26 protein-coding genes are annotated in these 26,164 nt (G+C 47.6%); 16 read left to right on the top strand and 10 right to left on the bottom strand.

All coding sequences use genetic code 11. The annotated features are described in order from the left end of the window. Positions 1–3: 3 nt before the first annotated feature. Positions 4–1,356, top strand: coding sequence for a glutathione-disulfide reductase (gorA, locus tag AACS80_RS17205; protein ID WP_135410732.1), 1,353 nt, complete (start codon positions 4–6; stop codon positions 1,354–1,356). A 53-nt stretch (positions 1,357–1,409) separates the two neighbouring features. Here gorA and dinQ read toward each other — a convergent pair whose 3' ends face one another. Further along, on the bottom strand, positions 1,410–1,493 hold the full coding sequence (gene dinQ, locus AACS80_RS17200) for a damage-inducible type I toxin DinQ (RefSeq protein WP_001295215.1): 84 nt from the start codon (positions 1,491–1,493) through the stop codon (positions 1,410–1,412). A gap of 743 nt (positions 1,494–2,236) precedes the next feature. On the opposite strand from dinQ, the gene arsR reads away from it, so the two are divergent. The 5 genes from arsR (at position 2,237) to AACS80_RS17175 (ending at position 6,082) form a co-directional block, all read left to right on the top strand. Beyond that, positions 2,237–2,590 carry an As(III)-sensing metalloregulatory transcriptional repressor ArsR gene (gene arsR, locus AACS80_RS17195; protein WP_106906518.1) on the top strand — a complete coding sequence of 118 codons (354 nt, stop codon included), beginning with the start codon at positions 2,237–2,239 and terminating at the stop codon, positions 2,588–2,590. Between the two features lie 54 nt (positions 2,591–2,644). Then, positions 2,645–3,934: an arsenite/antimonite:H(+) antiporter ArsB gene (gene arsB, locus AACS80_RS17190; protein WP_135408203.1), complete on the top strand. Its 1,290-nt coding sequence runs from the start codon at positions 2,645–2,647 to the stop codon at positions 3,932–3,934. A 12-nt stretch (positions 3,935–3,946) separates the two neighbouring features. Continuing rightward, positions 3,947–4,372 carry a glutaredoxin-dependent arsenate reductase gene (gene arsC / locus AACS80_RS17185; RefSeq protein WP_130209170.1) on the top strand — a complete coding sequence of 142 codons (426 nt, stop codon included), beginning with the start codon at positions 3,947–3,949 and terminating at the stop codon, positions 4,370–4,372. Positions 4,373–4,826: 454 nt separating this feature from the next. Further along, positions 4,827–5,396 carry an outer membrane lipoprotein Slp gene (slp, locus tag AACS80_RS17180; RefSeq protein ID WP_135410731.1) on the top strand — a complete coding sequence of 190 codons (570 nt, stop codon included), beginning with the start codon at positions 4,827–4,829 and terminating at the stop codon, positions 5,394–5,396. Positions 5,397–5,551: 155 nt separating this feature from the next. Then, positions 5,552–6,082 carry a helix-turn-helix transcriptional regulator gene (locus AACS80_RS17175; protein WP_130209174.1) on the top strand — a complete coding sequence of 177 codons (531 nt, stop codon included), beginning with the start codon at positions 5,552–5,554 and terminating at the stop codon, positions 6,080–6,082. A 61-nt stretch (positions 6,083–6,143) separates the two neighbouring features. Here the strand turns inward: AACS80_RS17175 and chuS are convergent, their stop codons facing one another. The 3 genes from chuS to AACS80_RS17160 form a co-directional block, all read right to left on the bottom strand. After that, complete coding sequence (gene chuS / locus AACS80_RS17170; protein ID WP_135490472.1) at positions 6,144–7,172, bottom strand: hematinate-forming heme oxygenase ChuS; 1,029 nt, start codon at positions 7,170–7,172, stop codon at positions 6,144–6,146. A gap of 48 nt (positions 7,173–7,220) precedes the next feature. Then, on the bottom strand, positions 7,221–9,203 hold the full coding sequence (chuA, locus tag AACS80_RS17165; protein WP_138183887.1) for a TonB-dependent heme/hemoglobin receptor ChuA/ShuA: 1,983 nt from the start codon (positions 9,201–9,203) through the stop codon (positions 7,221–7,223). Positions 9,204–9,619: 416 nt separating this feature from the next. Then, a complete protein-coding gene (locus AACS80_RS17160) occupies positions 9,620–9,820 on the bottom strand; it encodes a hypothetical protein (RefSeq protein ID WP_165383169.1) in 201 nt (66 codons plus the stop codon). 55 nt (positions 9,821–9,875) lie between these two features. On the opposite strand from AACS80_RS17160, the gene shuT reads away from it, so the two are divergent. The 6 genes from shuT to AACS80_RS17130 are packed head-to-tail and all read left to right on the top strand — an operon-like array spanning position 9,876 to position 15,087. Continuing rightward, a complete protein-coding gene (shuT, locus tag AACS80_RS17155; protein ID WP_138183904.1) occupies positions 9,876–10,787 on the top strand; it encodes a heme ABC transporter substrate-binding protein ShuT in 912 nt (303 codons plus the stop codon). A gap of 22 nt (positions 10,788–10,809) precedes the next feature. Continuing rightward, positions 10,810–12,147, top strand: coding sequence for a heme anaerobic degradation radical SAM methyltransferase ChuW/HutW (gene hutW / locus AACS80_RS17150; RefSeq protein ID WP_135410729.1), 1,338 nt, complete (start codon positions 10,810–10,812; stop codon positions 12,145–12,147). A gap of 12 nt (positions 12,148–12,159) precedes the next feature. Continuing rightward, entirely contained in the window at positions 12,160–12,654 is a 495-nt protein-coding gene (gene hutX / locus AACS80_RS17145) for a heme utilization cystosolic carrier protein HutX (RefSeq protein WP_021550030.1), read from the top strand. After that, entirely contained in the window at positions 12,654–13,277 is a 624-nt protein-coding gene (gene chuY, locus AACS80_RS17140) for an anaerobilin reductase (protein ID WP_130260994.1), read from the top strand. Before hutX ends, chuY begins: the two co-directional genes overlap by 1 nt. A 50-nt stretch (positions 13,278–13,327) precedes the next feature. Continuing rightward, a complete protein-coding gene (shuU, locus tag AACS80_RS17135; protein WP_214251097.1) occupies positions 13,328–14,320 on the top strand; it encodes a FecCD family ABC transporter permease in 993 nt (330 codons plus the stop codon). Further along, a complete protein-coding gene (locus AACS80_RS17130) occupies positions 14,317–15,087 on the top strand; it encodes a heme ABC transporter ATP-binding protein (protein WP_130209183.1) in 771 nt (256 codons plus the stop codon). The genes shuU and AACS80_RS17130 overlap by 4 nt, the downstream gene beginning before the upstream one ends. Before the next feature lie 50 nt (positions 15,088–15,137). Here the strand turns inward: AACS80_RS17130 and AACS80_RS17125 are convergent, their stop codons facing one another. From AACS80_RS17125 to hdeA, 3 genes are all read right to left on the bottom strand, one after another. Further along, entirely contained in the window at positions 15,138–15,785 is a 648-nt protein-coding gene (locus AACS80_RS17125) for an MgtC/SapB family protein (protein WP_130260996.1), read from the bottom strand. A 63-nt stretch (positions 15,786–15,848) separates the two neighbouring features. Beyond that, positions 15,849–16,175, bottom strand: coding sequence for an acid-activated periplasmic chaperone HdeB (hdeB, locus tag AACS80_RS17120; protein WP_130209187.1), 327 nt, complete (start codon positions 16,173–16,175; stop codon positions 15,849–15,851). 116 nt (positions 16,176–16,291) lie between these two features. Continuing rightward, the gene (hdeA, locus tag AACS80_RS17115; protein ID WP_130209189.1) at positions 16,292–16,624 is read right to left on the bottom strand and encodes an acid-activated periplasmic chaperone HdeA; all 333 of its coding nucleotides are present in this window, start codon (positions 16,622–16,624) and stop codon (positions 16,292–16,294) included. A gap of 254 nt (positions 16,625–16,878) precedes the next feature. Between hdeA and hdeD the strand changes: the two genes are divergently transcribed. The 4 genes from hdeD (at position 16,879) to mdtF (ending at position 23,356) form a co-directional block, all read left to right on the top strand. Beyond that, positions 16,879–17,448: an acid-resistance protein HdeD gene (gene hdeD, locus AACS80_RS17110; RefSeq protein WP_130221293.1), complete on the top strand. Its 570-nt coding sequence runs from the start codon at positions 16,879–16,881 to the stop codon at positions 17,446–17,448. Between the two features lie 721 nt (positions 17,449–18,169). Next, positions 18,170–18,697 carry an acid resistance transcriptional activator GadE gene (gene gadE / locus AACS80_RS17105; protein ID WP_064527778.1) on the top strand — a complete coding sequence of 176 codons (528 nt, stop codon included), beginning with the start codon at positions 18,170–18,172 and terminating at the stop codon, positions 18,695–18,697. 411 nt (positions 18,698–19,108) lie between these two features. Then, positions 19,109–20,218 carry a multidrug transporter subunit MdtE gene (mdtE, locus tag AACS80_RS17095; RefSeq protein ID WP_339374556.1) on the top strand — a complete coding sequence of 370 codons (1,110 nt, stop codon included), beginning with the start codon at positions 19,109–19,111 and terminating at the stop codon, positions 20,216–20,218. A 24-nt stretch (positions 20,219–20,242) separates the two neighbouring features. Beyond that, a complete protein-coding gene (mdtF, locus tag AACS80_RS17090) occupies positions 20,243–23,356 on the top strand; it encodes a multidrug efflux pump RND permease MdtF (RefSeq protein WP_135410726.1) in 3,114 nt (1,037 codons plus the stop codon). Between the two features lie 363 nt (positions 23,357–23,719). Here mdtF and gadW read toward each other — a convergent pair whose 3' ends face one another. The 3 genes from gadW to AACS80_RS17075 form a co-directional block, all read right to left on the bottom strand. Next, positions 23,720–24,448: an acid resistance transcriptional activator GadW gene (gadW, locus tag AACS80_RS17085; RefSeq protein WP_130209198.1), complete on the bottom strand. Its 729-nt coding sequence runs from the start codon at positions 24,446–24,448 to the stop codon at positions 23,720–23,722. Between the two features lie 368 nt (positions 24,449–24,816). Beyond that, positions 24,817–25,632, bottom strand: coding sequence for a DNA-binding transcriptional regulator GadX (gene gadX / locus AACS80_RS17080; RefSeq protein WP_138183903.1), 816 nt, complete (start codon positions 25,630–25,632; stop codon positions 24,817–24,819). Between the two features lie 395 nt (positions 25,633–26,027). Continuing rightward, positions 26,028–26,164: hypothetical protein (locus AACS80_RS17075; protein ID WP_171021448.1), on the bottom strand; the 137-nt coding region annotated here is incomplete at its 5' end.

The following is a 26,164-nucleotide window of genomic DNA, read 5'->3' as shown; positions in this document are numbered from 1 at the left end:
GTCATGACTAAACACTATGATTACATCGCCATCGGCGGCGGCAGCGGCGGTATCGCCTCCATCAACCGCGCGGCTATGTACGGCCAGAAATGCGCGCTGATTGAAGCCAAAGAGCTGGGCGGCACCTGCGTGAACGTCGGCTGCGTGCCGAAAAAAGTGATGTGGCACGCGGCGCAAATCCGTGAAGCGATCCATATGTACGGCCCGGATTATGGTTTCGATACCACTATCAATAAATTCAACTGGGAAACGTTGATCGCCAGCCGTACCGCTTATATCGACCGTATTCATACTTCCTATGAAAACGTGCTCGGTAAAAATAACGTTGATGTAATCAAAGGCTTTGCCCGCTTCGTTGATGCCAAAACGCTAGAGGTAAACGGCGAAACCATCACGGCCGATCATATTCTGATCGCCACCGGCGGTCGTCCGAGCCACCCGGATATTCCAGGCGTGGAATATGGTATTGATTCCGATGGTTTCTTCGCCCTTCCTGCTTTGCCAGAGCGTGTAGCGGTTGTTGGCGCAGGTTACATCGCTGTTGAGCTGGCGGGCGTGATTAACGGCTTGGGCGCGAAAACGCATCTGTTTGTGCGTAAACATGCGCCGCTGCGCAGTTTCGACCCGATGATCTCTGAAACGCTGGTTGAAGTGATGAACGCCGAAGGCCCGCAGCTGCACACCAACGCCATCCCGAAAGCGGTGGTGAAAAATGCCGATGGCAGCCTGACGCTGGAGCTGGAAGATGGTCGCAGTGAAACGGTGGATTGCCTGATTTGGGCGATTGGTCGCGAGCCTGCCAATGACAACATCAACCTGGAAGCCGCTGGCGTTAAAACCGACGAAAAAGGCTATATCGTCGTCGATAAATATCAAAACACCAACATTGAAGGTATTTACGCGGTGGGCGATAACACGGGTGCAGTGGAACTGACACCGGTGGCAGTTGCAGCGGGTCGTCGTCTCTCTGAACGCCTGTTTAATAACAAGCCGGATGAGCATCTGGATTACAGCAACATTCCGACCGTGGTCTTCAGCCATCCGCCGATTGGTACTGTTGGTTTAACGGAACCGCAGGCGCGCGAGCAGTACGGCGACGATCAGGTGAAAGTGTATAAATCCTCTTTCACCGCGATGTATACCGCCGTCACCACTCACCGCCAGCCGTGCCGCATGAAACTGGTGTGCGTTGGACCGGAAGAGAAGATTGTCGGTATTCACGGCATTGGCTTTGGTATGGACGAAATGTTGCAGGGCTTCGCGGTGGCGCTGAAGATGGGCGCAACCAAAAAAGACTTCGACAACACGGTTGCCATTCACCCGACAGCGGCAGAAGAGTTCGTGACAATGCGTTAAATGTTAAAGGGCTAAGAGTAGTGCGCTCTTAGCCCTTAATTACGTTTCCGCTATCAGTTCAGAAGCTGAAGCAGGAAGCGGATCAGTTCCAGCAGCGCAATTAACGCCCCAAGAACGATGATTGCTTTATCAATCACCCGTTTTCTCCATGCGATGGAGTGAGAATGCATCCGCTTACTCATCCACTGCCTGTCACGGCGCATGCCTCATTGTTAGATGTGGGCATTCTCACTCCGGCCAGAGCATCAGTTAACGGCACCACCCGTACCACTGATCAGGACTTTGAAAGCGTTTATGCGCATTACCAGAGTGAAAATGCCTCAGAGCTAACTGTATAATCATACAGTGAAATTAGGCTAAATAACCAGCATAACCTTGCAATGTATCCTTTAAGGTAATAGCATGGAAAAGTTAGATGTGGGCATTCTCACTCCAGCCAGAGCCACCAACTCGGGGCTGGAAAGTAAAAAACCGACGCAAAGTCGGTTTTTTTACGTCCTGATTCGGACAAGGCTTAATACGGCGATAATCCGGTGAAAGTATATAAATCATCTTTCACTGCGATATATACCGAAGTGCTCCCTCTGCCAGCTGAAGAAATAGCTAATTCTTGCAATGTTAGCCACTGGCTAATAGTATTGAACTGTTAGATAAGAGCTCTCTCACTCCAGCCAGAGCCACCAACTCAGGCTGAAGAGTAAAAAAACCGACGCAAAGTCGGTTTTTTTACGTCCTGATTCAGACCGCCTTTCAAATGAATACCCAACTCAAAATTCACACCTATTACCATCTTCTGCACTTACACATTCATTAATTCATATATGTTTTTGACTTATCCGCTTTGAAGAGAGACACTGCCTGTAACAATCAGGAGCGCAATATGTCATTTCTGTTACCCATCCAACTGTTCAAAATTCTTGCCGATGAAACCCGTCTGGGCATCGTTTTACTGCTCAGCGAACTGGGAGAGTTATGTGTCTGCGATCTCTGCACTGCCCTCGATCAGTCGCAGCCCAAGATCTCCCGCCATCTGGCGCTTCTTCGTGAGAGCGGGCTATTGCTGGACCGCAAGCAAGGAAAGTGGGTTCATTACCGCTTATCGCCGCATATTCCATCGTGGGCGGCGAAAATTATTGATGAGGCCTGGCGGTGTGAGCAGGAAAAGGTTCAGGTGATTGTCCGCAACCTGGCTCGACAAAATTGTTCCGCAGACAGTAAGAACATTTGCAGTTAAAAAATTTAGCTAAACACATATGGATTTACACATGTGTTTTATCCGGGAGGCATTATGTTACTGGCAGGCGCTATCTTTGTCCTGACCATCGTATTGGTTATCTGGCAGCCGAAAGGTTTAGGCATCGGCTGGAGTGCAACGCTCGGCGCAATACTGGCGTTAGCTACGGGCGTGGTTCATCCGGGTGATATTCCGGTGGTGTGGAATATCGTCTGGAACGCGACGGCTGCGTTTATTGCCGTCATTATCATCAGCCTGCTACTGGATGAGTCCGGCTTTTTTGAATGGGCGGCGCTGCACGTCTCACGCTGGGGCAATGGACGCGGTCGCCTGCTGTTTAGCTGGATTGTCCTGCTCGGTGCCGCCGTTGCGGCCCTGTTTGCCAATGATGGCGCGGCGCTTATTTTGACGCCGATTGTCATCGCCATGCTGCTGGCTTTAGGTTTTAGCAAAGGCACGACGCTGGCGTTCGTGATGGCAGCGGGATTCATTGCCGATACCGCCAGCCTGCCACTTATTGTCTCTAACCTGGTGAATATCGTTTCGGCAGATTTCTTTGGTCTTGGCTTTCGCGAATATGCCTCGGTGATGGTGCCGGTGGATATCGCCGCGATACTGGCTACCCTGGTGATGTTGCATCTCTATTTCCGCAAAGATATTCCGCAGAACTACGATATGGCGCTGCTAAAATCTCCCGCAGAAGCGATTAAAGATCCTGCTACGTTCAAAACTGGCTGGGTTGTTTTACTGCTTCTGCTGGTGGGATTTTTCGTCCTGGAACCACTCGGCATTCCGGTAAGCGCCATTGCGGCAGTGGGCGCGCTGATATTATTTGCGGTCGCTAAACGCGGTCATGCGATTAATACGGGCAAAGTCCTGCGCGGTGCCCCCTGGCAGATTGTCATCTTCTCGCTCGGCATGTATCTGGTGGTTTATGGCCTACGCAATGCAGGACTAACGGAATATCTTTCTGGCGTACTCAACGTGCTGGCGGATAACGGCCTGTGGGCCGCGACGCTCGGCACCGGATTCCTCACCGCCTTCCTCTCTTCTATTATGAACAATATGCCGACGGTACTGGTTGGCGCGTTGTCCATTGATGGCAGCACGGCATCTGGCGTTATCAAAGAAGCGATGGTTTATGCCAACGTGATTGGCTGCGATTTAGGGCCGAAAATTACCCCGATTGGTAGTCTGGCAACGCTGCTCTGGCTGCACGTACTTTCGCAGAAGAATATGACAATCAGCTGGGGATATTACTTCCGTACAGGAATTATCATGACCCTGCCGGTGCTGTTTGTGACGCTGACCGCGCTGGCGCTACGCCTCTCTTTCACATCGTAATGAGATACTGATATGAGCAACATTACCATTTATCACAACCCGGCCTGCGGCACGTCGCGTAATACGCTGGAGATGATCCGCAACAGCGGTACAGAACCGACCATTATCTATTATCTGGAAACACCGCCGACGCGCGATGAACTGGTCAAACTCATTACCGATATGGGGATTTCGGTACGCGCGCTGCTGCGTAAAAACGTCGAGCCATATGAGGATCTGGGCCTTGCGGAAGATAAATTTACTGACGATCGGTTAATCGACTTTATGCTGCAATATCCCATCCTGATTAATCGCCCGATTGTGGTTACACCGCTGGGAACTCGTCTGTGCCGCCCTTCAGAAGTGGTGCTGGAAATTCTGCCAGATGCGCAACAAGGCGCGTTCACCAAGGAAGATGGTGAGAAAGTGGTTGATGAGGCGGGTAAACGATTAAAATAAACAAAGGGGGCGGCTGCGCCCTCTCATTATTGACAAAAAATACATAATTTCGATCGTGCAATTTCAGTAACTTATTGATATCCATGCAGGACGGATAAACAATGTTTTTTTAATGAACAGATAAAATGAGTCATATAATAAGTGTTTTTAAATTGAAGATCCCCAAAGTTAAAATTACGAATGGCTTGCATATCTAACGTTTATAAACCATTATCATCACATCAATAACAATCTTTACACCATGTGCCATTAGAAATAAGAGCCGCCTTATAATATCCCATATTATAAGGCGACACATAATAACATCACACATCAATGCTTTCCGGATCTCATCTGCAAGGATATAAATATCAGACAGGTTTACGTTACTATCAGGCATATCACTTAAGAATCAGATGAAAACCATAAAGAAATATCTATTATGGTTTTAACATTTGTTGATAAGGATAGTAACATGAACAAGTCAAAAGGTGCTCTCATCGTCAGCCTTGCATTATTGCTTGCCGCGTGTAGTTCTATTCCACAAAATATCAAAGGTAATAACCAGCCTGATATCCAAAAAAGTTTTGTTGCTGTTCATAACCAACCAAATTTATACGTTGGTCAGCAGGCCCGCTTTGGCGGTAAAGTCATTAACGTCATTAATGGCAAAACCGATACATTGCTAGAAATCGCCGTATTGCCGTTGGATAGCTATGCGAAACCTGACATTGAGGCCAACTATCAAGGGCGACTGCTCGCCAAACAAAGTGGTTTCCTTGACCCAGTAAACTACCGTAACCACTATGTCACCATCCTCGGAACCATTCAGGGCGAACAACCTGGCTTTATCAATAAAGTCCCATATAACTTCCTTGAAGTGAATATGCAGGGGATTCAGGTGTGGCATTTACGAGAAGTGGTGAACACAACCTATAACCTGTGGGATTACGGCTACGGCGCATTCTGGCCAGAACCCGGCTGGGGCGGCACTCCTTACTATACCGATGCGGTTAGCCAGGTAACGCCAGAACTGGTCAAATAACATTACCTGAAGATGCAGATATTGATGAGATATCTGCATCTTTGAACACATTCAATTAATGTACAGCAAGCTAATTAGTATAATTACAAGCCCTGACCTTTTTATTACCTTTGGCAACCTGACTATAAAGTTAATGTTCGCAAAGGGAGTCGGTTATGTTTCTTATAATTACCAAAGACACCATGTTTTTCACCGCGATGAAAAATATTGTAAGTAAAGGTAATGTCGTTCATATACAGAACGAAGAAGAGATTGACTTAACGTTGCATCAGAATGCCTTAGTGATTATTGATACATTAATGAATAATGTATTCCACTCATCAATGCTCAACAAAATTGAACGCCTGCGGCCTGTTCATGTCATTGTTTTCTCGCCGTTTAATATTAAACGCTGTCTGGGGAAAGTTCCGGTAACCTTTGTCCAGAGAAATATTACGATTATTGACTTCATCGCACTGCTCAATGGCAGTTATTGCTCTGTACCTGAAGCAGACGTGTCACTCTCGCGCAAACAGCATCAGGTTCTGAGCTGCATTGCGAATCAAATGACGACAGAAGATATTCTGGGGAAACTCAAAATATCGCTGAAAACATTCTACTGCCATAAACACAATATTATGATGATCCTCAATCTTAAGCGGATCAATGAGCTGGTACGTCATCAACATATTGATTATCTGGTCTGAAATCTCCAGCTGATATTTATAAAGAGGCCCGGCGACAGCCAGACCTCCGGACAATGACTCGTTATGCAGCAACGCCTTCCTGCGTCAGCGCCGCAATCTGTTTACGCCATTGCGCCTGCTCCTGTTCCCCTTCAGTACGCTGACCATAAAGTTGCGCAATCTGCGTACCATCATGAGCAAACAGTTCCAGGCTGGTTACGTAGCCATCGCTGGTCGGTTTACGGGTAACCCAGGCTTCAGCAATGCTCTCTTCTAATAGATGAAGAGTAAACGTCGGGTTGAAAATATTCAGCCAACCTTTCATTAGCACCACTTTTTCTACCACACCCGTGAAAATCTGTACGCAGCCACGGTTGCCAACAAACACCATGATTTCATTGCCATCCTGCTGTGCAGATTCAAGAATTTGCGCCAGCGCACTACCAGGTACTTTGCAGGCCAAATCGTCTGCCACCAGATTGAACGCCTGCTGACGAGTCAGGTTGTGGCGCTTGAGCAACGTAAAAAACTGATGGACATCCGTCATCGCACGCCACTCTTGTTCTACAACACTGGCATCGACGTCGGTTTGTGCGACAGGCGCATCAACCGTTGTTAACTCAAGCGGCGTATTTTCCTCGACGGTAAAGCGTGCCAGAAGCTCATTCCATGCCGCCATATCGGTATTGTCGGTAGCATAAACTTTCAGTAATGCATCGCCCTGATGATCAAAGAACTGAATACTCTGACGTTCACCACGAGCCGTGTTTTCTTTTATATGGAAAACACTGGCCCACTGATTAAGAAACAGTCGCAAATCCAGCGCGCGCGGGTTGAGTATTAATCCGGCATGACCGTTCAAATGCTGGTTTGTGAACGAGCCAACTTGCTCATGGACTGCATATTCATTACGACAAATACATTTGGTTTCACCAACGCTTTCCAGCGCTGCCAGAATTTCACGAATATCGCCGCGCATCCGCCACGCGTCGTGAGTGACGCGCGCAAATGCCAGTTCTGCTTCGCTGATATTCATTAAACCTGCGATGTCACGCGCGTACTTTCCGGGATTTTGTTCTTTTAACTCAAGCCAGCGTGTGTAGTGGTTCATTGTCTCTCTTCCTTCCAGATAAATGCCCCGAAATATCGGGGCTGATGATTACCATTGATAACTCACGAAAATTTTGCCGTTACGTCCATCCTGTGGGATGCCCTGCGGCGACCAGTACTCTTTATCGAAGGCATTGCCCAATACCAGAGTCGTGGTCATGCCTTTGAGCACCTGCTGCCCTTGATAACTGACGTAGAAATCATTCACGCCGTAGCCAGGTTGTTTGCTGTAGCTGCTGCTGATATGTGTTGAGCGATCGGCAAACGTACCGACCCAACCAACAGAGAAGCCACTGTGAGCGATCGGAATATTCAGGGTGCTGGTAACGGTATCCGGGTTAATGCTGGAGATATATTCCCCGGTATCAGTGTCTTTGCCGCGGGTACGGTTATAGGCCACATCAAGACTAAACAGGTCAGTGGTATATTTCGTCATCACATCCCAGCCCCAGATTTTGGCATTCGGGACGTTATAAGACATGGTTGTCGCCGCCGCGAAATCGACGGTTGTGGAGATGTAATCCTTCGCTTTGGTATCAAAGTAGCTGGCTTTAAATTCCAGGGCATCATTGGACAACATCAGGTCATCAAAACGCAGCCCAAAGCCGTATTCCTGAGTTTCGTTGGTTTCCGGACGTAAATTCGGGTTTGGCACCCAATAGTTGGTATAGAAGCGACCAATCGAGAAGTGCTTAGAATCGTTGTACATTTCGCCCATCGTCGGCGCGCGGAATGCCTGGGCATATGAGCCAAATAACATCAGCCAGTTGGTCGGATTGATAGTCATCCCTGCACGAGACGACCATTTGTCGGCATCAACATCTTTGTAGCCGTCGCTGCTACCGCGATAACTGTCATAGCGGGTTCCGCCAAGCAGGGTAATCGGCAGATCGCGTAAGGTGATCTCATCCTGTAGCCAGCCGGAACTGAAATCAATTTTTGCTTGCGGGAAGCCCGTCGTCGCGCCGCCAGGATGCTGTTCCTGACGATAATACTCACCGCCATACGTCAGCAGGTGAGAGGCAAAACTCTCGGCAAACAGAGTGGAACGGTTCTCCAGTTTGGCACCTTTTGTTGTCTGTTCGCGATACTCACCGGAACTTCCCGTGTTTTGCGCATTAATACGAACTTCCGACCAGTAAACTTTTGCATCAGCATTTAACCAGTCGTTGCCCACTGGAGAGAGTTTATAAGAAAGCTGAGCATCACGTTGAATCGTTGAACGATCAACCATTGGATTACTGCTGTCAGACGCTTCAACGGTCTGCGGATTTTTTGGTTCGCGCGCGTCGTTATTGTAATAACGCACTAATCCGCTCAGAGCCTGGGCAGAATCAATTTGCCAGGTTCCTTTCGCCAGCATGTTATTAATAGCCTCATCATTCGGCGCGGTTTCGCCATTGCTCTGGCGTAAATCACCACGATCGCGACTGGACCAGGCCACAATACCATCCAGATTTTCCGTTCGCCCAAACGCGCTCGCGCCTAATCCCAGGCTATGGTCCCCCGTGCCACCGGTGCCAAAAACGCGAAAACCACTGCTTTGTCCTTCCTGCAATAAATCTTTTGCATCGACCGTATCGTAGGAGATAACCCCACCCAGCGCGCCACTGCCATACAGTAATGCCGAAGGTCCACGGACAATCTCGACACGTTTGATCAGCGCCGGATCGAGGAAAGTCCCATTCAGGTGTCCGGTATCCGTTCCCTGACGAACGCCATCGACAAGAACCAGCACGCCGCGATGGTCATAACCACGCATATTTACATCCTGACCGTTGGTTCGTCCGGTACCATCAAGGGTAATTCCAGGAACATGACGCAGCAGATCGGTGGCTGAAGTCGCGGTTTGGTTTTCAGGAGCGGAAGTGTCGAGGACGCTGACCATCATTGGTGCTTCGAAGGAACTACGGGCATTCCCCGTTGCCGTAACGGTCATGGTTTCAGTAGCAAAAGCAAACGTTGGCAAGGTGGCAGAAACAGCCAAAGCCAACAAACTCAAGCGCAACGAGGTAAATTGCGGACGTGACATAGCGATTCTCCATGAGGAAAATAAAAAATGCTGGCTACCTGGATTAATACCGGGATGGCTGGCGAAAAATAAATTTATTTACAATTCAAAGCGATAATATTCGCCGGGTGAGTTAACGGGCGTTTATATCCGGTGAAATTGCCTGGTATCCCGGACAATTCGCCCTCTTTGTCAGGCAAAGCGATATGCCGCATCTGGAGTGAAGAGCGCTGTGCGCTATCCCTTGCAAAAGCTATGATTTTGTTATCCATATAGTCATATTTTGTTAAAGCCAGACGTGATAATGAGAATTATTATCGATCAATTTTTTATGATCAAGCTTTTTTTTAACCGCCATTAACACAATAAACAGGGGGTTATGAAAGCTATCCTGTATCCAGAAAACCATTTTTTTCTTGTGGCAGTCCCCCACGACCTCATAACGAAACGTTGTCGTTAACCGCGATAATTTTCTCTTCTCTTTGCTCTGCAAGCCGCGATATCTCTGAGATCTCAGCTTTTTCCCGCCCTGAAATTTTGTCGGTAACAAGAACGTTAGCTGACGAAGCATCTTGATAAAAATCAAAAATAAATACGCTTGTAACGCCTTGCGTATTGAATCGACGGTTGTATTTCATATATAACTCAAATGATAATCATGATCATTCTCAATTCGATAAGAGTTCTCATATGATGCCAAGGATCACCAACAGGCCGTTTCTTTTTTCCCCACTAACGTTATGTATTTCAGCCGTGGCCTCTGCCGCGAAGACTGCGGTAAAACGAAAAAAATTGTTTACGGCAGTACTGGCTCTTAGCTGGGCTTTTAGCGCAACGGCTGTCGAACGCATTGTGGTCGCTGGAGGATCACTGACGGAGCTAATCTACGCGATGGGTGCTGGCGAGCGCGTGGTGGGTGTCGATGAAACGACATCTTATCCCCCAGAAACCGCCAAACTGCCGCATATTGGCTACTGGAAACAACTCAGCAGCGAAGGCATTTTGTCACTTCGGCCGGATAGCGTAATTACCTGGCAGGATGCAGGACCGCAAATTGTGCTCGACCAGTTGCGGGCGCAAAAGGTCAACGTCGTCACTCTGCCGCGTGTACCAGCCACCCTTGAGCAGATGTACGCCAACATTCGCCAACTGGCAAAAACGTTACAGGTTCCTGAACAAGGCGAGGCGCTGGTGACACAAATCAGCCAACGCCTGGAGCGAGTACAGCAAAGCGTGGCGGCAAAAAAAGCCCCGGTTAAAGCGATGTTTATTCTCTCTGCTGGCGGCAGCGCGCCACAGGTCGCCGGTAAAGGCAGCGTCGCAGACGCCATTCTGTCGCTTGCCGGCGCAGAAAACGTCGCTACCCACCAGCAGTACAAAAGCTACAGCGCGGAATCGCTGATTGCGGCTAACCCTGAAGTGATTGTCGTAACCTCACAAATGGTCGATGGCGATATTAATCGGCTACGTTCTATTGCCGGAATTACCCACACCGCCGCCTGGAAGAACCAGCGCATTATCACCGTTGATCAAAACCTGATTCTGGGAATGGGCCCGCGTATTGCTGATGTCGTTGAGTCTTTACACCAACAACTTTGGCCGTAATAAACGGATTTAAATCAGACGTATGAACATGAAAAACACCCTGGATCTCACGCCTCATTTTGCTTTAGACGGTGACCAGCCATTTAAAGACAGGCGTGCCATGATGCCGTTTCGTGGGGCCATTCCGGTCGCCAAAGAACAACTGGCACAGACCTGGCAAGAGATGATCAGTCAAACAACCTCACCTCGTAAGCGACTGATTTATCTTCATATTCCTTTTTGCGCGACACACTGCACGTTTTGCGGTTTTTATCAGAATCGTTTTAATGAAGATGCGTGTGCTCATTATACCGATGCCCTGATTCGAGAAATCGAACAGGAGGCAGACAGCGTATTGCATCAGTCCGCGCCCATCCATGCGGTCTATTTCGGTGGCGGTACGCCTTCCGCACTCTCCGCGCGCGATTTGGCAAGAATCATCACCACACTACGAGAAAAATTACCACTGGCACCCGATTGTGAAATCACCATTGAAGGCCGGGTACTGAATTTTGACGCTGACCGAATCGACGCTTGCCTTGATGCGGGAGCAAACCGCTTCTCAATTGGTATTCAGTCGTTTAACAGCAAAATCCGCAAGAAAATGGCCCGCACCTCGGATGGCCCAACCGCCATTGCGTTTATGGAAAGCCTGGTCAAACGCGACCGTGCTGCGGTGGTCTGTGACCTGCTGTTTGGCCTGCCAGGTCAGGATGCGCAAACCTGGGGAGAAGATCTGGCTATTGCCCGCGATATCGGTCTTGACGGCGTCGACCTCTATGCGCTCAACGTCCTGCCCAACACGCCACTGGGCAAAGCCGTGGAAAACGGGCGCACTACCGTGCCCTCTCCGGCGGAGCGTCGCGATCTTTACCTGCAAGGGTGTGATTTTATGGACGATGCCGGTTGGCGCTGCATCAGTAACAGCCACTGGGGCCGTACCACACGCGAACGCAATCTCTATAACCTGCTGATAAAACAAGGTGCCGATTGTCTGGCCTTTGGTTCCGGCGCCGGCGGTTCGATTAATGGTTACTCCTGGATGAACGAACGCAATCTTCAGACCTGGCATGAATCCGTCGCGGCAGGCAAAAAACCGCTGATGATGATCATGCGTAACGCCGAACGTAACGCGCAGTGGCGTCATACCTTGCAGTCGGGCATTGAAACGGCGCGTGTACCGCTGGACGAACTTACGCCACATGCTGAAAAACTCGCACCATTACTGGCCCAGTGGCACCAAAAAGGCTTAAGCCGCGATGCTTCAACGTGCCTGCGGTTAACCAATGAAGGTCGTTTCTGGGCAAGCAACATTTTGCAGTCTCTTAATGAACTGATTCAGGTACTTAATGCGCCAGCGATTGCGCTTGAAAAACCATAACAGGAGTGATTTATGAGCCATGTCTCGTTACAGGAATTTTTGAAAACGGAGCCAGACGGTACGCTGGAGGCGATCGCCGAACAATACAACACCACGCTGCTGGAGGTAGTGAAAAATCTGCCCTCTCCGACAGTTGTGTCAGGCGATAAATTCGATACTGTCTGGGATACCGTCTGCGAATGGGGCAACGTCACCACGCTGGTGCATACTGCCGATGTGATCCTCGAATTTAGCGGCGAACTGCCTTCGGGTTTCCACCGCCACGGCTATTTCAATCTGCGTGGAAAGCACGGCATGTCCGGGCATATCAAAGCAGAAAACTGCACGCATATTGCCTTAATCGAACGTAAATTTATGGGCATGGACACCGCATCCATTCTCTTTTTCAACAAAGAAGGCAGCGCCATGCTGAAAATCTTCCTCGGCAGGGATGACCATCGTCAGCTCCTGAGTGAACAGGTCAACGCCTTCCATGCTCTGGCAGCATCGTTAAAGGAACACGCCTGATGACACCGTGGCTACTCTTTGGCGCGGGCGGAAAAGGTGTGGGCGCCAGAACGCTTGAACTGGCGCTGGCGGAACAACGTCCGGTCGTCGCTGTCGTTCGCCGTGCAGACGCTGCGGCTCAACTGACGCAACAAGGTGTGCAGGCTTTTACTGGCGACGCTTGTGACGCCAGCGTAGTCGCAGCCGCCTGCCGCGCGGCTGGTCCGCAAGCACTTATCATCTCAACAATGGGCGGTGCACAGGATTATCTGGCCCACAGAACGGTGATTGATGAGGCCGAAAAGGCAGGCATCAGTCGCATGATTCTGGTGACTTCTTTGGGATGCGGCGATAGTTGGCCGTTCTTATCGGATCGGGCAAAAGCCGCGTTTGGTCAGGCGGTGCGCGAAAAGACACTGGCGGAAAGCTGGCTGCAAACCAGCCAGCTAGACTACGCCATTCTCCGCCCTGGCGGTCTGCTTGACGGCGCAGCAACAGGCAAAGCACAACGGATACAAAATCAGGAGTGTCATGGTTTTGTCCGCCGTGCCGATGTCGCCGCACACATTCATGAACTGGCAAACGCGCCAGCACTCAACAAGCAGATCTACAGTCTGATTGAACCTGACCTGAAACCGGCGTAATCCCATGCGGCGCAGACTCTCCGCGCCGCAACGTCATAACGGAGTTTTGCGTGCTCAAGGATTCATTTTCATCCGCCAGTGTCTTTATGGGGCTATCACTATTATTGCTTGCCCTGGTGCTGTTCGGTGCCAGTCAGGGCGCGTTAAAAATCAGCTTTAGCGCCCTTCTTGATGAGGAATACCGCGATATCTGGCTAAATATTCGCCTGCCGCGCGTTTTACTGGCAGTGCTGGTAGGCGCCGCGTTGGCAACCGCCGGGGTGATTATGCAGGGGCTTTTCCGCAACCCCATGGCTGACCCAGGATTACTCGGCGTCAGTAGCGGTTCGGCATTAATGGTTGGCGTTGCTATTGTGCTGCCCTTTTCCTTCCCCGTGGTGCTGGTGCTCTATGAGCAAATGGTGTTTGCCATCGCCGGAAGTTTAGTGGTCTGCACCATCATTTTTCTCATCACGCAGCGCCATCGCGATGGCAGCATGATGCAATTGTTACTCGCCGGGATCGCCATCAATGCCCTGTGCGGCGCAGCGATCGGCATACTGAGCTATATCGGCGATGAGCAGCAATTACGACAACTCACGTTGTGGATGATGGGCAATCTCGGTCAGGCGCAATGGCCAACGTTATTGGTTGCCAGCTCCTTCATTCTGCCCGCCATTATGGCAACAACGTGTCTCGCCGGAACGCTGAATTTGCTGCAACTTGGTGATGAAGAAGCCCATTACCTCGGCGTGAACGTAAAGCGTAAACGCCAACAATTACTGTTGATTAGCTCACTGCTCGTTGGCGCTGCCGTATCGGTAAGCGGCATTATCGGCTTTATTGGCCTGGTGATCCCGCATCTGATTCGCATGACAACCGGAGCAAATCATCGCTGGCTAATTCCTTGCTCTGCCCTTGCCGGAGCCTGCTTATTACTGATGGCAGACACGCTTGCCCGCACACTGGTACAGCCAGCAGAAATGCCTGTCGGATTACTAACCAGCCTGCTTGGCGGCCCGTATTTCATGTGGTTGATTCTGCGCAACCGGAGGATCGCATGATTAGCGCCCGGAACCTGGTTTATAGCCTTCATGGGCGACGCCTGACTGACAATGTCTCGCTGACTTTTCCCGGCGGGGAAATTGTTGCCATTCTCGGCCCTAATGGTGCGGGAAAATCCACGTTGCTTCGCCAGCTCACCGGCTATCTTCAACCTGATAGCGGCGAATGCCGGTTATTTAATAAGCCATTAAATGAATGGTCAATTACCGAACTGGCGAAACACCGGGCCGTGATGCGTCAGAATAGCCATATGGCGTTCCCATTCAGCGTACAAGAAGTGATCCAGATGGGGCGCCATCCGCATCGTACCGGTAATCAGGGGGATGAAACGGCACAGATAATGGCGCTATGCGACTGTCAGGCGTTAGCAAACCGCGACTATCGGCAATTATCCGGCGGTGAACAACAGCGTGTGCAATTAGCGCGCCTGCTGGTACAACTTTGGGAAGCAATACCCTCGCCGAAATGGTTATTTCTTGATGAACCAACGTCGGCGCTGGATATTCACCATCAGCAGCATCTGTTTCGTTTATTACGTCAGTTAGTTCGCGAACGGCAATTCAACGTCTGCTGTGTATTGCACGATCTTAATCTTGCCGCCCGCTATGCCGACCGTGTTGTATTGATGCAAAAAGGAAAGGTTATCGCCAATGGTAAACCGCAGGACGTGTTGACACAGCAGGCGCTGACTATGCTCTACGGCGCGGATATTACTGTATTAAACGCCCCTGCCAATCATTCTCCGCTGATTGTCCTCGATAGTTAAATACGACGGGAGTACCGGGTGTACTCCCGTCGATATCATTAATATTCACATTAGCTGATTGAAACACCTTTCACACCCGTCATGTCTTTTAGCGACTTTAATAAGTCTTCAATCGACGTCGCCGCATGAAGCTGAATATCAATAGCAACTACGTCATGATCTTCATTTTCTTGCAACGAAACTAAATCAGTTTTTATTTTTTGTTGTTTAAACCAGTCGAGCATCGACAGCGTATTACCGTTCACCAATGTCAGCTGTAAATGGTAATTCTTGTTCATCAGCCGGAAAGTTAATTGATGGAAGACTTCCAGTACCAACAAGGTCATTACAGAACCGTAAATCCCCAGCTCATACATGCCGCTACCAATCACCATACCGATTGCAGCTGTTACCCAGATATCCGCAGCGGTGGTGAGGCCGACAATATTTTGATTACGAACGAGGATATTACCCGCGCCTATAAAACCGACGCCAGTGACAACCTGAGCGGCAATACGGCTGGGATCAAGCCCGACGTGATCCAGCGCCAGCACATCAGCGAAACCATATTTCGACACAATCATAAACAGGGCGCTACCCATACCGATTAAGACATGTGTACGAAGCCCTGCCCCTTTGCCGCGGATTTGCCTTTCCATGCCAATAGCACCACAGGCAATAGCAGCCAGGATTAGACGAATAATAAATTCTGCAGTCATATAAAAATGCAAAAAGGAGCAGCAAGATGGCTCAACTTGCTACTCCTTTTTGCTTTATTCCTGTTAATTCGGCAGGACATTTGCCAATTTATCTTTGAAGGTATACAAATTTTTCTGCGGATTTTTCTTACAATATTCAATCACTTTAGGAATCTGAGTCAGATCAGTTTCATTTAAGGTTACAGTATCACCACCTTTGTAAACCGTTTCCTCATGCAGCATCCACCATGCAACCGGTGTCATCGCTTTTGGATTCAGGTCAATAAATTCCTGACAAGTCATATCTTTAGCAGATTCATTAGCAGCCAGTGCAGATTGTGCATTAACCAGTGAAAGTGCCGCTACAGCGCCAACGAAAATCATGGCTTTACGTAGAGATGAAATATTCATTTTACAACCCATTCAACAAATAAAGTATATATGAACAGGAGGATTATCTGCTTTTAACGCGAGGTATTCCTGCCTGTTCAATATTCAAGGAAATACGATGCAACGCATTCCATGAATTACATATCTTTCTTAATCTTGTCCCATTCGCCTTTAACTTTATCTTTAAAGCTGGCTTGTTTATCCTGAGTACAAGCCTGAACGATAGCTGGGGTTACGGTTGCAATGCCCTGAACATCCATAACCGCATCTTCTGGTTTATCTTTGTTATTCAGTGCTTCAGCAAAACCGACTGCAGTCGGCTGGAAGGATTCGTCCACAGCCAGGAAATCTTCACAGGTCCAGGAGTTGACAGGTTTTTTATTGTCAGCTGCTTTTTGTGCATCCGCGGCATTGCTCACAACTGGCAGAAGAAGCAGGCCACCAAGAATTACACCTAATACTTTTTTCATCGTAATATCCTCAACTATAAAGTGAAAGAGCCGTCACGAATCAATTTCGACATTGAGGTTATAACCTGGTTTTTTGGGTATGTCATGTTGAGATAAAATATCAAAATCAGATATTTTTATTTAAATACAACAAGTTACATGGGTGTTGGACACATTAATTAGGAAATTTTTATTAAATCACATGCATTCCTGGATGCATTTTTGGCATAGATTGATAGTAGGGATTTTTCTTCTTAAATTTATAGGGTGGTTCTATGTTATATATAGATAAGGCAACAATTTTGAAATTTGATCTGGATATGCTTAAGAAGCATCGGAGAGCAATCCAGTTTATTGCTGTGCTACTGTTTATTGTCGGTTTGCTGTGTATAAGCTTCCCGTTTGTCTCTGGCGATATCCTTAGCACAGTCGTTGGCGCATTATTAATCTGCTCAGGCATTGCGCTTATTGTCGGTTTATTCAGCAACCGGAGTCATAATTTCTGGCCTGTATTATCCGGCTTCCTTGTCGCTGTCGCCTATTTGTTGATCGGCTATTTCTTCATCCGCGCACCAGAACTGGGAATTTTTGCTATTGCGGCGTTTATTGCTGGCTTGTTTTGTGTCGCTGGGGTTATTCGCTTGATGAGCTGGTATCGCCAGCGTTCAATGAAAGGCAGCTGGCTACAACTAGTCATTGGTATCCTGGATATCATCATTGCATGGATATTCCTGGGTGCAACGCCAATGGTTTCTGTAACACTAGTTTCTACACTGGTGGGGATAGAACTAATATTCAGCGCTGCCAGCTTGTTTAGCTTCGCTAGTTTATTCGTTAAAAAATAATCAATATCAGACCGTCGGCACAGTATTTCCCACACCGCCTCATAATCACTTATGGTGACTATGAGGCATATAACACTCCCGCTTCATATCGCCACCATGGCAAAACATAAACCATCGTTGAAATAATTACCGTGCGACTCATTAAACAACTCGCTGAAACCTTTATGGTTTTATAAATTTCACAGCAAATTAGCCATTTCAAACATTATCATGGCTGATATTTTCTGTAGTCAGGTTTAATGTTTAAAAGTGCTGTGGGAAAATGAAATCAAGATTTGGCAAGCATTGACTCAATAAGAAGGTAATTAATGCAGTTTATGTTAATTTTCCCCAAAAATTAAAAAGAAAGCTGGCAATCCAATTGCCAGCTTAAGTAGAAACAAGGAGACTCGATATTTAAATCGGATTACTTTTTTATTTTAGTTTTATCATTCAGAAATCACAAACTTTAAATTGATAACTTATTCTTGGTAAAAATATGGGAGTTGTTAATTTCATGTTGGCACTAACAAATTTATAACACCCAGGAATGTTACCTAGGATCAATATATGGAGTGCGTGATGGATAAATCTCAAGTTTTGATTAGTGTTAATAGACGTATTAGTTCACGAAGGGCAACGTTCTTATAGGCGTTTACTATATTGAACAACGAATTCGGACATGGATGTAAATAATGAAAAGGATGACATGTTCGAAACAATAACGGCTAAGGAGCAAGTTATGATTTTTCTCATGACGAAGGATTCTTTTCTTTTACAGGGCTTTTTGCAGTTGAAAGATAATCACGAAATGATAAAAATCAATTCCCTGTCAGAGATAAAAAGCATAGGTAACAAACCATTCAAGGTGATCATTGATACCTATCATAATCATATCCTTGATGAAGAAGCGATTAAGTTTCTTGAGAAGTTAGATGCTGAAAGAATCATTGTTCTGGCACCTTACCACATCAGCAAACTTAAAAGTCAGTCGCCTATCTTTTTTATCAGCCGTAAAGAAAGCATTAAAAATCTGATTGATATTACTTATGGAAAACACTTGCCTCATAAGAATTCTCAATTATGTTTCTCGCATAATCAATTCAAAATTATGCAATTAATCCTGAAGAACAAAAATGAAAGTAATATCACGTCAACACTGAAAATTTCGCAGCAGACATTAAAGATCCAGAAATTCAATATTATGTACAAGCTGAAACTTAGACGTATGAGCGACATCGTGACTCTGGGGATCTCTTCTTATTTTTAAGAAGGCGTTGATGTGGCCCAGCGATAAGTGCCTGAAATTGACGGCTGGCATGACGAGGGATGCAAATGCTGACTCCATTACTCCCGGTGATAACCAAAGGAGAAGCAAAAACGAACTTATTCCCCTGGTTTATGTATCCACCAGTAGAAACATTCGTTGCCCGGACGCAGGCAGAGACTGTCAGCAGAACGGCAACATTTTTTTTGCCATCTAAATCGCCACATTGGTCACTCGGCCTGCATGCGCCATCACAGGCATACATCCCCATGGCTTGCACTATGCCGCAGGTCTGTAAATCCCTCATGCCTCTCCCCGCACACATTCAAAAAATCCGTAATTTTTCACGAATTTTCAGGGAATAAAATGAACAGAAAAAGAAAACTGTTAATACCGTTGTTATTCTGCGGCGTAATACTCACCGCATGCGACGACAAATCAGCGCAAAATGCTGCCGCCATGACGCCAGTAGTGGGCGTGGTGACGCTCTCCCCCGGCTCAATCAATGTCATGAGCGAATTGCCCGGCAGAACTGTTCCTTATGAAGTTGCTGAGATTCGCCCGCAGGTGGGTGGCATCATCATTAAGCGCAATTTTATCGAAGGCGATAAAGTTAACCAGGGCGATTCGTTGTATCAGATTGACCCTGCGCCCTTGCAGGCAGAGTTGAACTCAGCCAAAGGTTCGCTGGCGAAAGCCCTCTCTACCGCCAGCAATGCCCGCATTACCTTTAATCGCCAGGCATCGTTGCTGAAAACCAACTACGTCAGCCGTCAGGATTACGACACCGCGCGCACCCAGCTGAATGAGGCTGAAGCCAATGTCACCGTTGCTAAAGCGGCTGTTGAGCAGGCGACGATCAATCTGCAATACGCAAATGTCACCTCGCCCATTACGGGCGTCAGTGGGAAATCATCAGTGACCGTCGGCGCACTCGTTACTGCTAATCAGGCAGATTCGCTGGTTACAGTGCAGCGTCTGGACCCGATTTATGTCGATCTCACGCAGTCGGTACAAGATTTTTTGCGCATGAAAGAAGAGGTTGCCAGTGGGCAAATCAAACAGGTTCAGGGCAGTACGCCAGTACAGCTCAATCTGGAAAATGGCAAACGTTACAGCCAGAGCGGTACGCTGAAATTCTCTGACCCGACGGTGGATGAAACTACTGGCTCGGTCACGTTGCGCGCGATTTTCCCCAATCCAAATGGTGACTTACTGCCAGGCATGTACGTCACAGCATTAGTGGATGAAGGTAGTCGCCAGAATGTGTTACTGGTGCCGCAGGAAGGCGTTACTCACAACGCTCAGGGCAAAGCAACGGCGCTCATTCTTGATAAAGATGATGTCGTGCAGTTACGCGAAATTGACGCTACCAAAGCCATCGGCAACCAGTGGGTTGTTACCTCTGGCTTACAAGCTGGCGATCGGGTGATCGTTTCCGGTTTGCAACGCATTCGCCCAGGTATCAAAGCACGCGCAATTTCCTCCAGCCAGGAAAACGCCAGCACCGAATCGAAACAATAACGTTGCAGGCTTAAGGGGACTTTCATGGCTAACTATTTTATTGATCGCCCGGTTTTTGCCTGGGTACTTGCCATTATTTTGATGCTCGCAGGCGGGCTGGCGATCATGAACTTACCGGTGGCGCAATATCCGCAGATTGCACCACCGACCATCACCGTTAGCGCCACCTATCCGGGTGCTGATGCGCAAACGGTAGAAGATTCAGTCACTCAGGTGATTGAGCAAAATATGAATGGACTTGATGGCTTAATGTATATGTCATCAACCAGTGATGCGGCGGGTAATGCCTCCATCACACTGACCTTTGAGACAGGAACGTCGCCCGATATTGCGCAGGTTCAGGTGCAGAATAAACTGCAACTTGCTATGCCATCACTCCCCGAAGCAGTACAGCAACAAGGGATTAGCGTCAATAAGTCGAGCAGCAATATCCTGATGGTGGCAGCGTTTATCTCTGAAAACGGCAGCCTCAACCAGTACGACATTGCGGACTATGTGGCTTCTAATATTAAAGACCCATTAAGTCGTACCGCAGGTGTCGGTAGCGTGCAGCTCTTTGGTTCAGAGTACGCCATGCGTATCTGGCTGGACCCGCAAAAACTCAATAAATACAACCTTGTTCCTGCCGATGTTATTTCCCAAATCAAGGTACAGAACAACCAGATTTCCGGCGGTCAACTGGGCGGAATGCCACAGGCGGCAGACCAACAACTGAACGCCTCGATCATTGTGCAGACACGTCTGCAAACACCGGAAGAATTTGGCAAAATCCTGCTGAAAGTTCAGCAAGATGGTTCACAAGTGCTGCTGCGCGACGTTGCCCGCGTCGAGCTGGGAGCGGAAGATTACTCCACCGTGGCGCGCTATAACGGCAAACCTGCCGCCGGTATCGCCATCAAACTGGCTACCGGAGCAAACGCGCTCGATACTTCGCGGGCGGTAAAAGCAGAGCTCAACCGTTTATCGGCCTATTTTCCCGCCAGCCTGAAGACGGTTTATCCTTACGACACGACACCATTTATTAAAATTTCAATCCAGGAAGTTTTCAAAACGCTGGTTGAGGCCATCATCCTCGTCTTCCTGGTCATGTATCTGTTTTTACAAAACATTCGCGCTACGATCATCCCGACTATTGCCGTACCGGTCGTTATTCTCGGCACGTTCGCGATTTTGTCGGCGGTCGGTTTTACCATCAATACCCTCACCATGTTCGGGATGGTGCTGGCGATAGGGTTGCTGGTTGATGATGCTATCGTGGTGGTAGAAAACGTCGAGCGCGTGATAGCAGAAGATAAGCTGCCGCCGAAGGAAGCGACGCATAAATCAATGGGGCAAATCCAACGTGCGCTGGTCGGGATTGCCGTTGTGCTTTCCGCGGTGTTTATGCCAATGGCCTTTATGAGCGGCGCGACCGGGGAAATTTACCGTCAGTTCTCCATTACGCTGATCTCCTCCATGTTGCTTTCGGTGTTTGTGGCGATGAGTCTAACGCCTGCCCTTTGCGCCACCATTTTGAAAGCCGTTCCAGAAGGCGGTCACAAACAGAATGCGTTGTTTGTGCGATTTAACCATCTGTTTGAAAAATCAACTCAACACTATACCGACAGTACCCGCTCACTGCTGCGCTGCACGGGTCGTTATATGGTGGTTTACCTGCTGATTTGTGCCGGGATGGCGGTGCTGTTTCTGCGTACACCGACCTCCTTCTTGCCGGAAGAGGATCAAGGGGTATTTATGACCACTGCACAGCTACCATCAGGTTCCACGATGGTTAACACCACTAAAGTGCTACAGCAGGTGACCGATTACTATCTGACAAAAGAGAAAAATAATGTTCAGTCGGTGTTTACCGTTGGCGGCTTTGGTTTCAGCGGCCAGGGGCAAAACAACGGTCTGGCGTTTATCAGCCTGAAGCCGTGGTCTGAACGCGTCGGCGAAGAAAATTCGGTGACCGCGATTATTCAGCGGGCGATGGTGGCTCTTAGCCGCATCAATAAAGCAGTTATTTTCCCGTTCAACTTACCGGCGGTAGCAGAACTGGGGACAGCGTCAGGTTTTGATATGGAACTACTGGACAACGGTAACCTGGGACATGAAAAGCTGACCCAGGCGAGAAATGAGTTGCTGTCTCTGGCAGCACAATCCCCTGACCAGGTCACCGGGGTACGCCCGAACGGCCTGGAAGATACACCGATGTTCAAAGTCAACGTCAACGCTGCGAAAGCTGAGGCGATGGGCGTGGAGTTGTCCGATATCAACCAGACCATTTCCACCGCTTTCGGTAGTAGCTACGTGAACGACTTCCTTAACCAGGGACGAGTGAAAAAAGTGTATGTCCAGGCGGGAACACCGTTCCGCATGCTGCCAGATAATATAAACCAATGGTATGTGCGCAACGCCTCCGGCACGATGGCGCCGCTTTCTGCTTATTCTTCAACAGAATGGACCTACGGCTCACCACGTCTGGAACGCTACAACGGTATTCCAGCAATGGAGATTTTAGGTGAAGCGACGGCAGGAAAAAGTACGGGTGACGCAATGAAATTTATGGCGGATCTGGTCGCAAAACTTCCGACTGGCGTTGGCTATTCATGGACCGGACTGTCATATCAGGAAGCGTTATCTTCCAACCAGGCCCCGGCACTATATGCCATCTCGCTGGTCGTGGTGTTCCTTGCCCTCGCCGCACTTTATGAAAGCTGGTCGATTCCATTCTCGGTAATGTTGGTCGTACCGCTTGGGGTAATTGGCGCGTTACTGGCTACAGACCTGCGCGGCTTAAGCAATGACGTCTACTTCCAGGTTGGTCTGCTGACCACCATTGGGCTTTCCGCCAAGAACGCCATCCTGATTGTCGAGTTTGCGGTTGAGATGATGCAAAAAGAAGGGAAGACACCGATGGAAGCGATTATCGAAGCGGCACGGATGCGCTTACGCCCAATCCTGATGACCTCTCTGGCCTTTATTCTCGGCGTACTGCCGCTGGTTATCAGTCATGGCGCAGGCTCCGGTGCGCAAAACGCAGTAGGTACAGGCGTTATGGGGGGGATGTTTGCAGCAACGGTGCTGGCGATTTACTTCGTTCCGGTCTTTTTCGTTGTGGTGGAACATCTCTTTGCCCGCTTTAAAAAAGCGTAACGCGTAAACGAGAGTAAGGTTGAACGTGAGGGTTCAGCCTTACTCTTTCCCGCTAACCACTCGCCACTCAACAGCCAGCTTACCGCCAGGAACATCAGACTCAGTAAACAGCATTGAAAGTAGAACCCGCTCCAACCGTTGGTTATCAATTTAAACAACACGACACTGACCAGAATTCCCGTAATTGTATGAATTGCAAACTTAATAATCCTGAACATGCCGCGTCTTTTCCTCCTGAAAATACGTTTAGTGTTTTGCAAACTGCGAAAGCAAACTTGCCGGTGACCCGGCAGAGTTAATGAGGAAAGATTTTCACATGAAGTGTGAGGGAGATCCTGACCGACTTTCGAATGAGAAATCCAGTCAGTTAAAGGTCCCAGTTGACTGTTGCGCAAACTGGTGCGGTGTTACGCCATAGTACTGGCGGAAAGTATTAATAAAGTACGACGTACTGCTATAGCCACATTTTTCTGCGACCATCGGCAGCGGGATTTGTCGTAACTCGAGTAATCGTCTGGCCATCGACATTCGCGAGGCCAACAATATTTTACTGAAGCAAGTATTTTCATCCTGCAATTTTTTCTTGATTAGGCTTTCACTGGTATACATTTTTTCGGCGATATCACGCAGATACCAACGTTTGGCTATATCACAGCTAATAATGCGTTCAACTTTACCTGAAACAGTACTAATGCTATTAAAAAGGAAGGGAATAAGTTCTTTATTTCGTGAAAACATCGAAAGACAGGAAAAGTAAAGCATATTACTTAATGTTCTGGACGCAATATCTTCTTGAGCAAAACTATCAAATATCGCAGTGACCAGCGGCATTGGTGGTGTTGGGTTAACTAGCAACCGTTTTTTACCATGCAGCCCTAAACACCGACCCGAAAGACGGACATTGTGCAAATAATGGCTAATGATCCTTTCATCGATATCTAGTCTACGGGCATGGGATTCATCAAAAGGAAAATTCTCCACCATATATTTATCCATCAAAAGAATACTCTCTTTTTGCAAATAGAGTTTTTGCTGCTCATGATAAATATCAAATGAACGGCGGGTGAGGATCACTGAGCAAACGTGTGTCATGACAAGCCCTTATATTCCATTACTACAACCATTACAATTTCAGTATACAAATGAAATGATGTATGACTCCTGTAAAAATCCAAAACTGCCAAAATTGGTAGGACCAAAAAGTAATCACATACATAAGCGCATATATCAGTTAAGCCATAAAAAGTAAATGCATGCGTGATATATCTTAAATTTGTGTATAGCTTATGTTTATAAAAAATTGGCTGATCTTATCTCCAGCAAAAGTTATATTTAACCCATTGAGAGCACAAAGTTTCCCGTGCCAACATGGAGTGTTATAACGGCTTATTAGTCTGGAGACGGCAGACTATCCTCTTCCCGGTCCCCTATGCCGGGTTTTTTTTATCTTCAAAAAGCAATTATAACCTTACTATCCTTTCAGGATGACAACACTTTCCTGCTAAACAAATGTCCATCATCAGAGGGTTATCACCCCCTCTTTCAGCTATTCGTTCATGATACTCAGTCGGTGTCATGCCATAATAATTGCGAAAAACATAAATAAAATACGACACACTGTTATAGCCACACAACACGGCCACTCGCTTTATAGAAAAGCCATGTATTACAATTAGTTGCAACGCGCGTCGCATTCTACATTCGGTAAGCAGTTGCGAATAAGACGTCTCTTCTTCACGCAATTTTTTCTTTAACAAACTTGGACTCATCAATAACTCGCTGGCTATTTTCGCCAATGACCATTCATGAGCAATATTACGGTTAATGACCGTACAAACCCGAGTTCGCATATTGGGCTGTAGGATATTCATGAGTAGCGCTATAAACTTTTCATCTTCAAGAAAAACCGACAATATTGCGAATATTAATGCCCTGTTACGTAAAATCTCACCATAGCGGAGATTTTTACTCTGTGAAAGCTGTACAACTTCCTGAAAAACGGGGATATCTCGGGTACAGTGATGCACGATTAACGAAGGAACTTTTTTACAGGCATGAAGAGTTAATGCCTCCTCCTTGAGCATTGGGAGAAATAATGAAAGTGTTTCCTTCGTGACAAAGACGACGTTCTCTGCACAGTTATCAACTAAAATCTGGTTTGCATCCGCAAAAACCAAATCACCACCGTTAAAACAGCGATATTCACCATTCTGCATGGTAAGAATATATTTATGCTTTGCGTACGCAATTAAACAAGTTCCATGTAGTGATTGCATCATTAATACACTATAACAGAAACATATTATTGTATTTAATGTAGCACGCTAACACCCTAAGTCAAATCGCGATTTAAAAAAAGCTTAAACGAAAAAAAATAATAGCATCCTAAGTGGTTAGAAGCATTGTTCCAGGTCACTTATTTTTCAATCTATTAGAGCAAAAATAAGCAATAATAACGGATATGAATAATAGCTGATGCATCCTATTGTAATTTGTACAAGATTTAATTTACATTGCAAATTATTCAATTATATGAATTTCCCAAAAAACAAAAAAATGATCAGAATTAGCATCCTGATCATTACGCCACTGCTCTTATTTATAGGATATATTTCTTTACCATGAAGGCATTAAACCTGCATGCTCCTGGCATGCAGGTGACATCCTGTTATCAGGTATGTTTAAAGCTGTTCTGCTGGGCAATACCCTGCAGTTTCGGGTGATCGCTGAGGTATTTCAGTGAGGCTTTGTAGTCTTCCAGTAACAGTTCAGCGAAGTCCATTTCGAAGCCACGGCGGCACATACTGC

The sequence above is a fragment of the Escherichia sp. E4385 genome, from assembly GCF_963883145.1.
In the GTDB taxonomy this organism is placed as follows: domain Bacteria; phylum Pseudomonadota; class Gammaproteobacteria; order Enterobacterales; family Enterobacteriaceae; genus Escherichia.
This window is presented reverse-complemented; position numbering and strand designations above follow the sequence as displayed.

Excerpts from the sequence above, each read along its gene's own strand:
- arsB (WP_135408203.1), top strand. The coding sequence starts at position 2,645 with ATGTTACTGGCAGGCGCTATCTTTGTCCTGACCATCGTATTGGTTATC.
- hdeA (WP_130209189.1), bottom strand. The coding sequence starts at position 16,624 with ATGAAAAAAGTATTAGGTGTAATTCTTGGTGGCCTGCTTCTTCTGCCA.
- arsC (WP_130209170.1), top strand. The coding sequence starts at position 3,947 with ATGAGCAACATTACCATTTATCACAACCCGGCCTGCGGCACGTCGCGT.
- hutW (WP_135410729.1), top strand. The coding sequence starts at position 10,810 with ATGAACATGAAAAACACCCTGGATCTCACGCCTCATTTTGCTTTAGAC.
- arsR (WP_106906518.1), top strand. The coding sequence starts at position 2,237 with ATGTCATTTCTGTTACCCATCCAACTGTTCAAAATTCTTGCCGATGAA.
- gadE (WP_064527778.1), top strand. The coding sequence starts at position 18,170 with ATGATTTTTCTCATGACGAAGGATTCTTTTCTTTTACAGGGCTTTTTG.
- hdeD (WP_130221293.1), top strand. The coding sequence starts at position 16,879 with ATGTTATATATAGATAAGGCAACAATTTTGAAATTTGATCTGGATATG.
- AACS80_RS17125 (WP_130260996.1), bottom strand. The coding sequence starts at position 15,785 with ATGACTGCAGAATTTATTATTCGTCTAATCCTGGCTGCTATTGCCTGT.
- gorA (WP_135410732.1), top strand. The coding sequence starts at position 4 with ATGACTAAACACTATGATTACATCGCCATCGGCGGCGGCAGCGGCGGT.
- chuS (WP_135490472.1), bottom strand. The coding sequence starts at position 7,172 with ATGAACCACTACACACGCTGGCTTGAGTTAAAAGAACAAAATCCCGGA.
- chuA (WP_138183887.1), bottom strand. The coding sequence starts at position 9,203 with ATGTCACGTCCGCAATTTACCTCGTTGCGCTTGAGTTTGTTGGCTTTG.
- gadX (WP_138183903.1), bottom strand. The coding sequence starts at position 25,632 with ATGCAATCACTACATGGAACTTGTTTAATTGCGTACGCAAAGCATAAA.
- AACS80_RS17130 (WP_130209183.1), top strand. The coding sequence starts at position 14,317 with ATGATTAGCGCCCGGAACCTGGTTTATAGCCTTCATGGGCGACGCCTG.
- slp (WP_135410731.1), top strand. The coding sequence starts at position 4,827 with ATGAACAAGTCAAAAGGTGCTCTCATCGTCAGCCTTGCATTATTGCTT.
- chuY (WP_130260994.1), top strand. The coding sequence starts at position 12,654 with ATGACACCGTGGCTACTCTTTGGCGCGGGCGGAAAAGGTGTGGGCGCC.
- hutX (WP_021550030.1), top strand. The coding sequence starts at position 12,160 with ATGAGCCATGTCTCGTTACAGGAATTTTTGAAAACGGAGCCAGACGGT.
- mdtF (WP_135410726.1), top strand. The coding sequence starts at position 20,243 with ATGGCTAACTATTTTATTGATCGCCCGGTTTTTGCCTGGGTACTTGCC.
- gadW (WP_130209198.1), bottom strand. The coding sequence starts at position 24,448 with ATGACACACGTTTGCTCAGTGATCCTCACCCGCCGTTCATTTGATATT.
- shuT (WP_138183904.1), top strand. The coding sequence starts at position 9,876 with ATGCCAAGGATCACCAACAGGCCGTTTCTTTTTTCCCCACTAACGTTA.
- AACS80_RS17160 (WP_165383169.1), bottom strand. The coding sequence starts at position 9,820 with ATGAAATACAACCGTCGATTCAATACGCAAGGCGTTACAAGCGTATTT.
- AACS80_RS17175 (WP_130209174.1), top strand. The coding sequence starts at position 5,552 with ATGTTTCTTATAATTACCAAAGACACCATGTTTTTCACCGCGATGAAA.
- hdeB (WP_130209187.1), bottom strand. The coding sequence starts at position 16,175 with ATGAATATTTCATCTCTACGTAAAGCCATGATTTTCGTTGGCGCTGTA.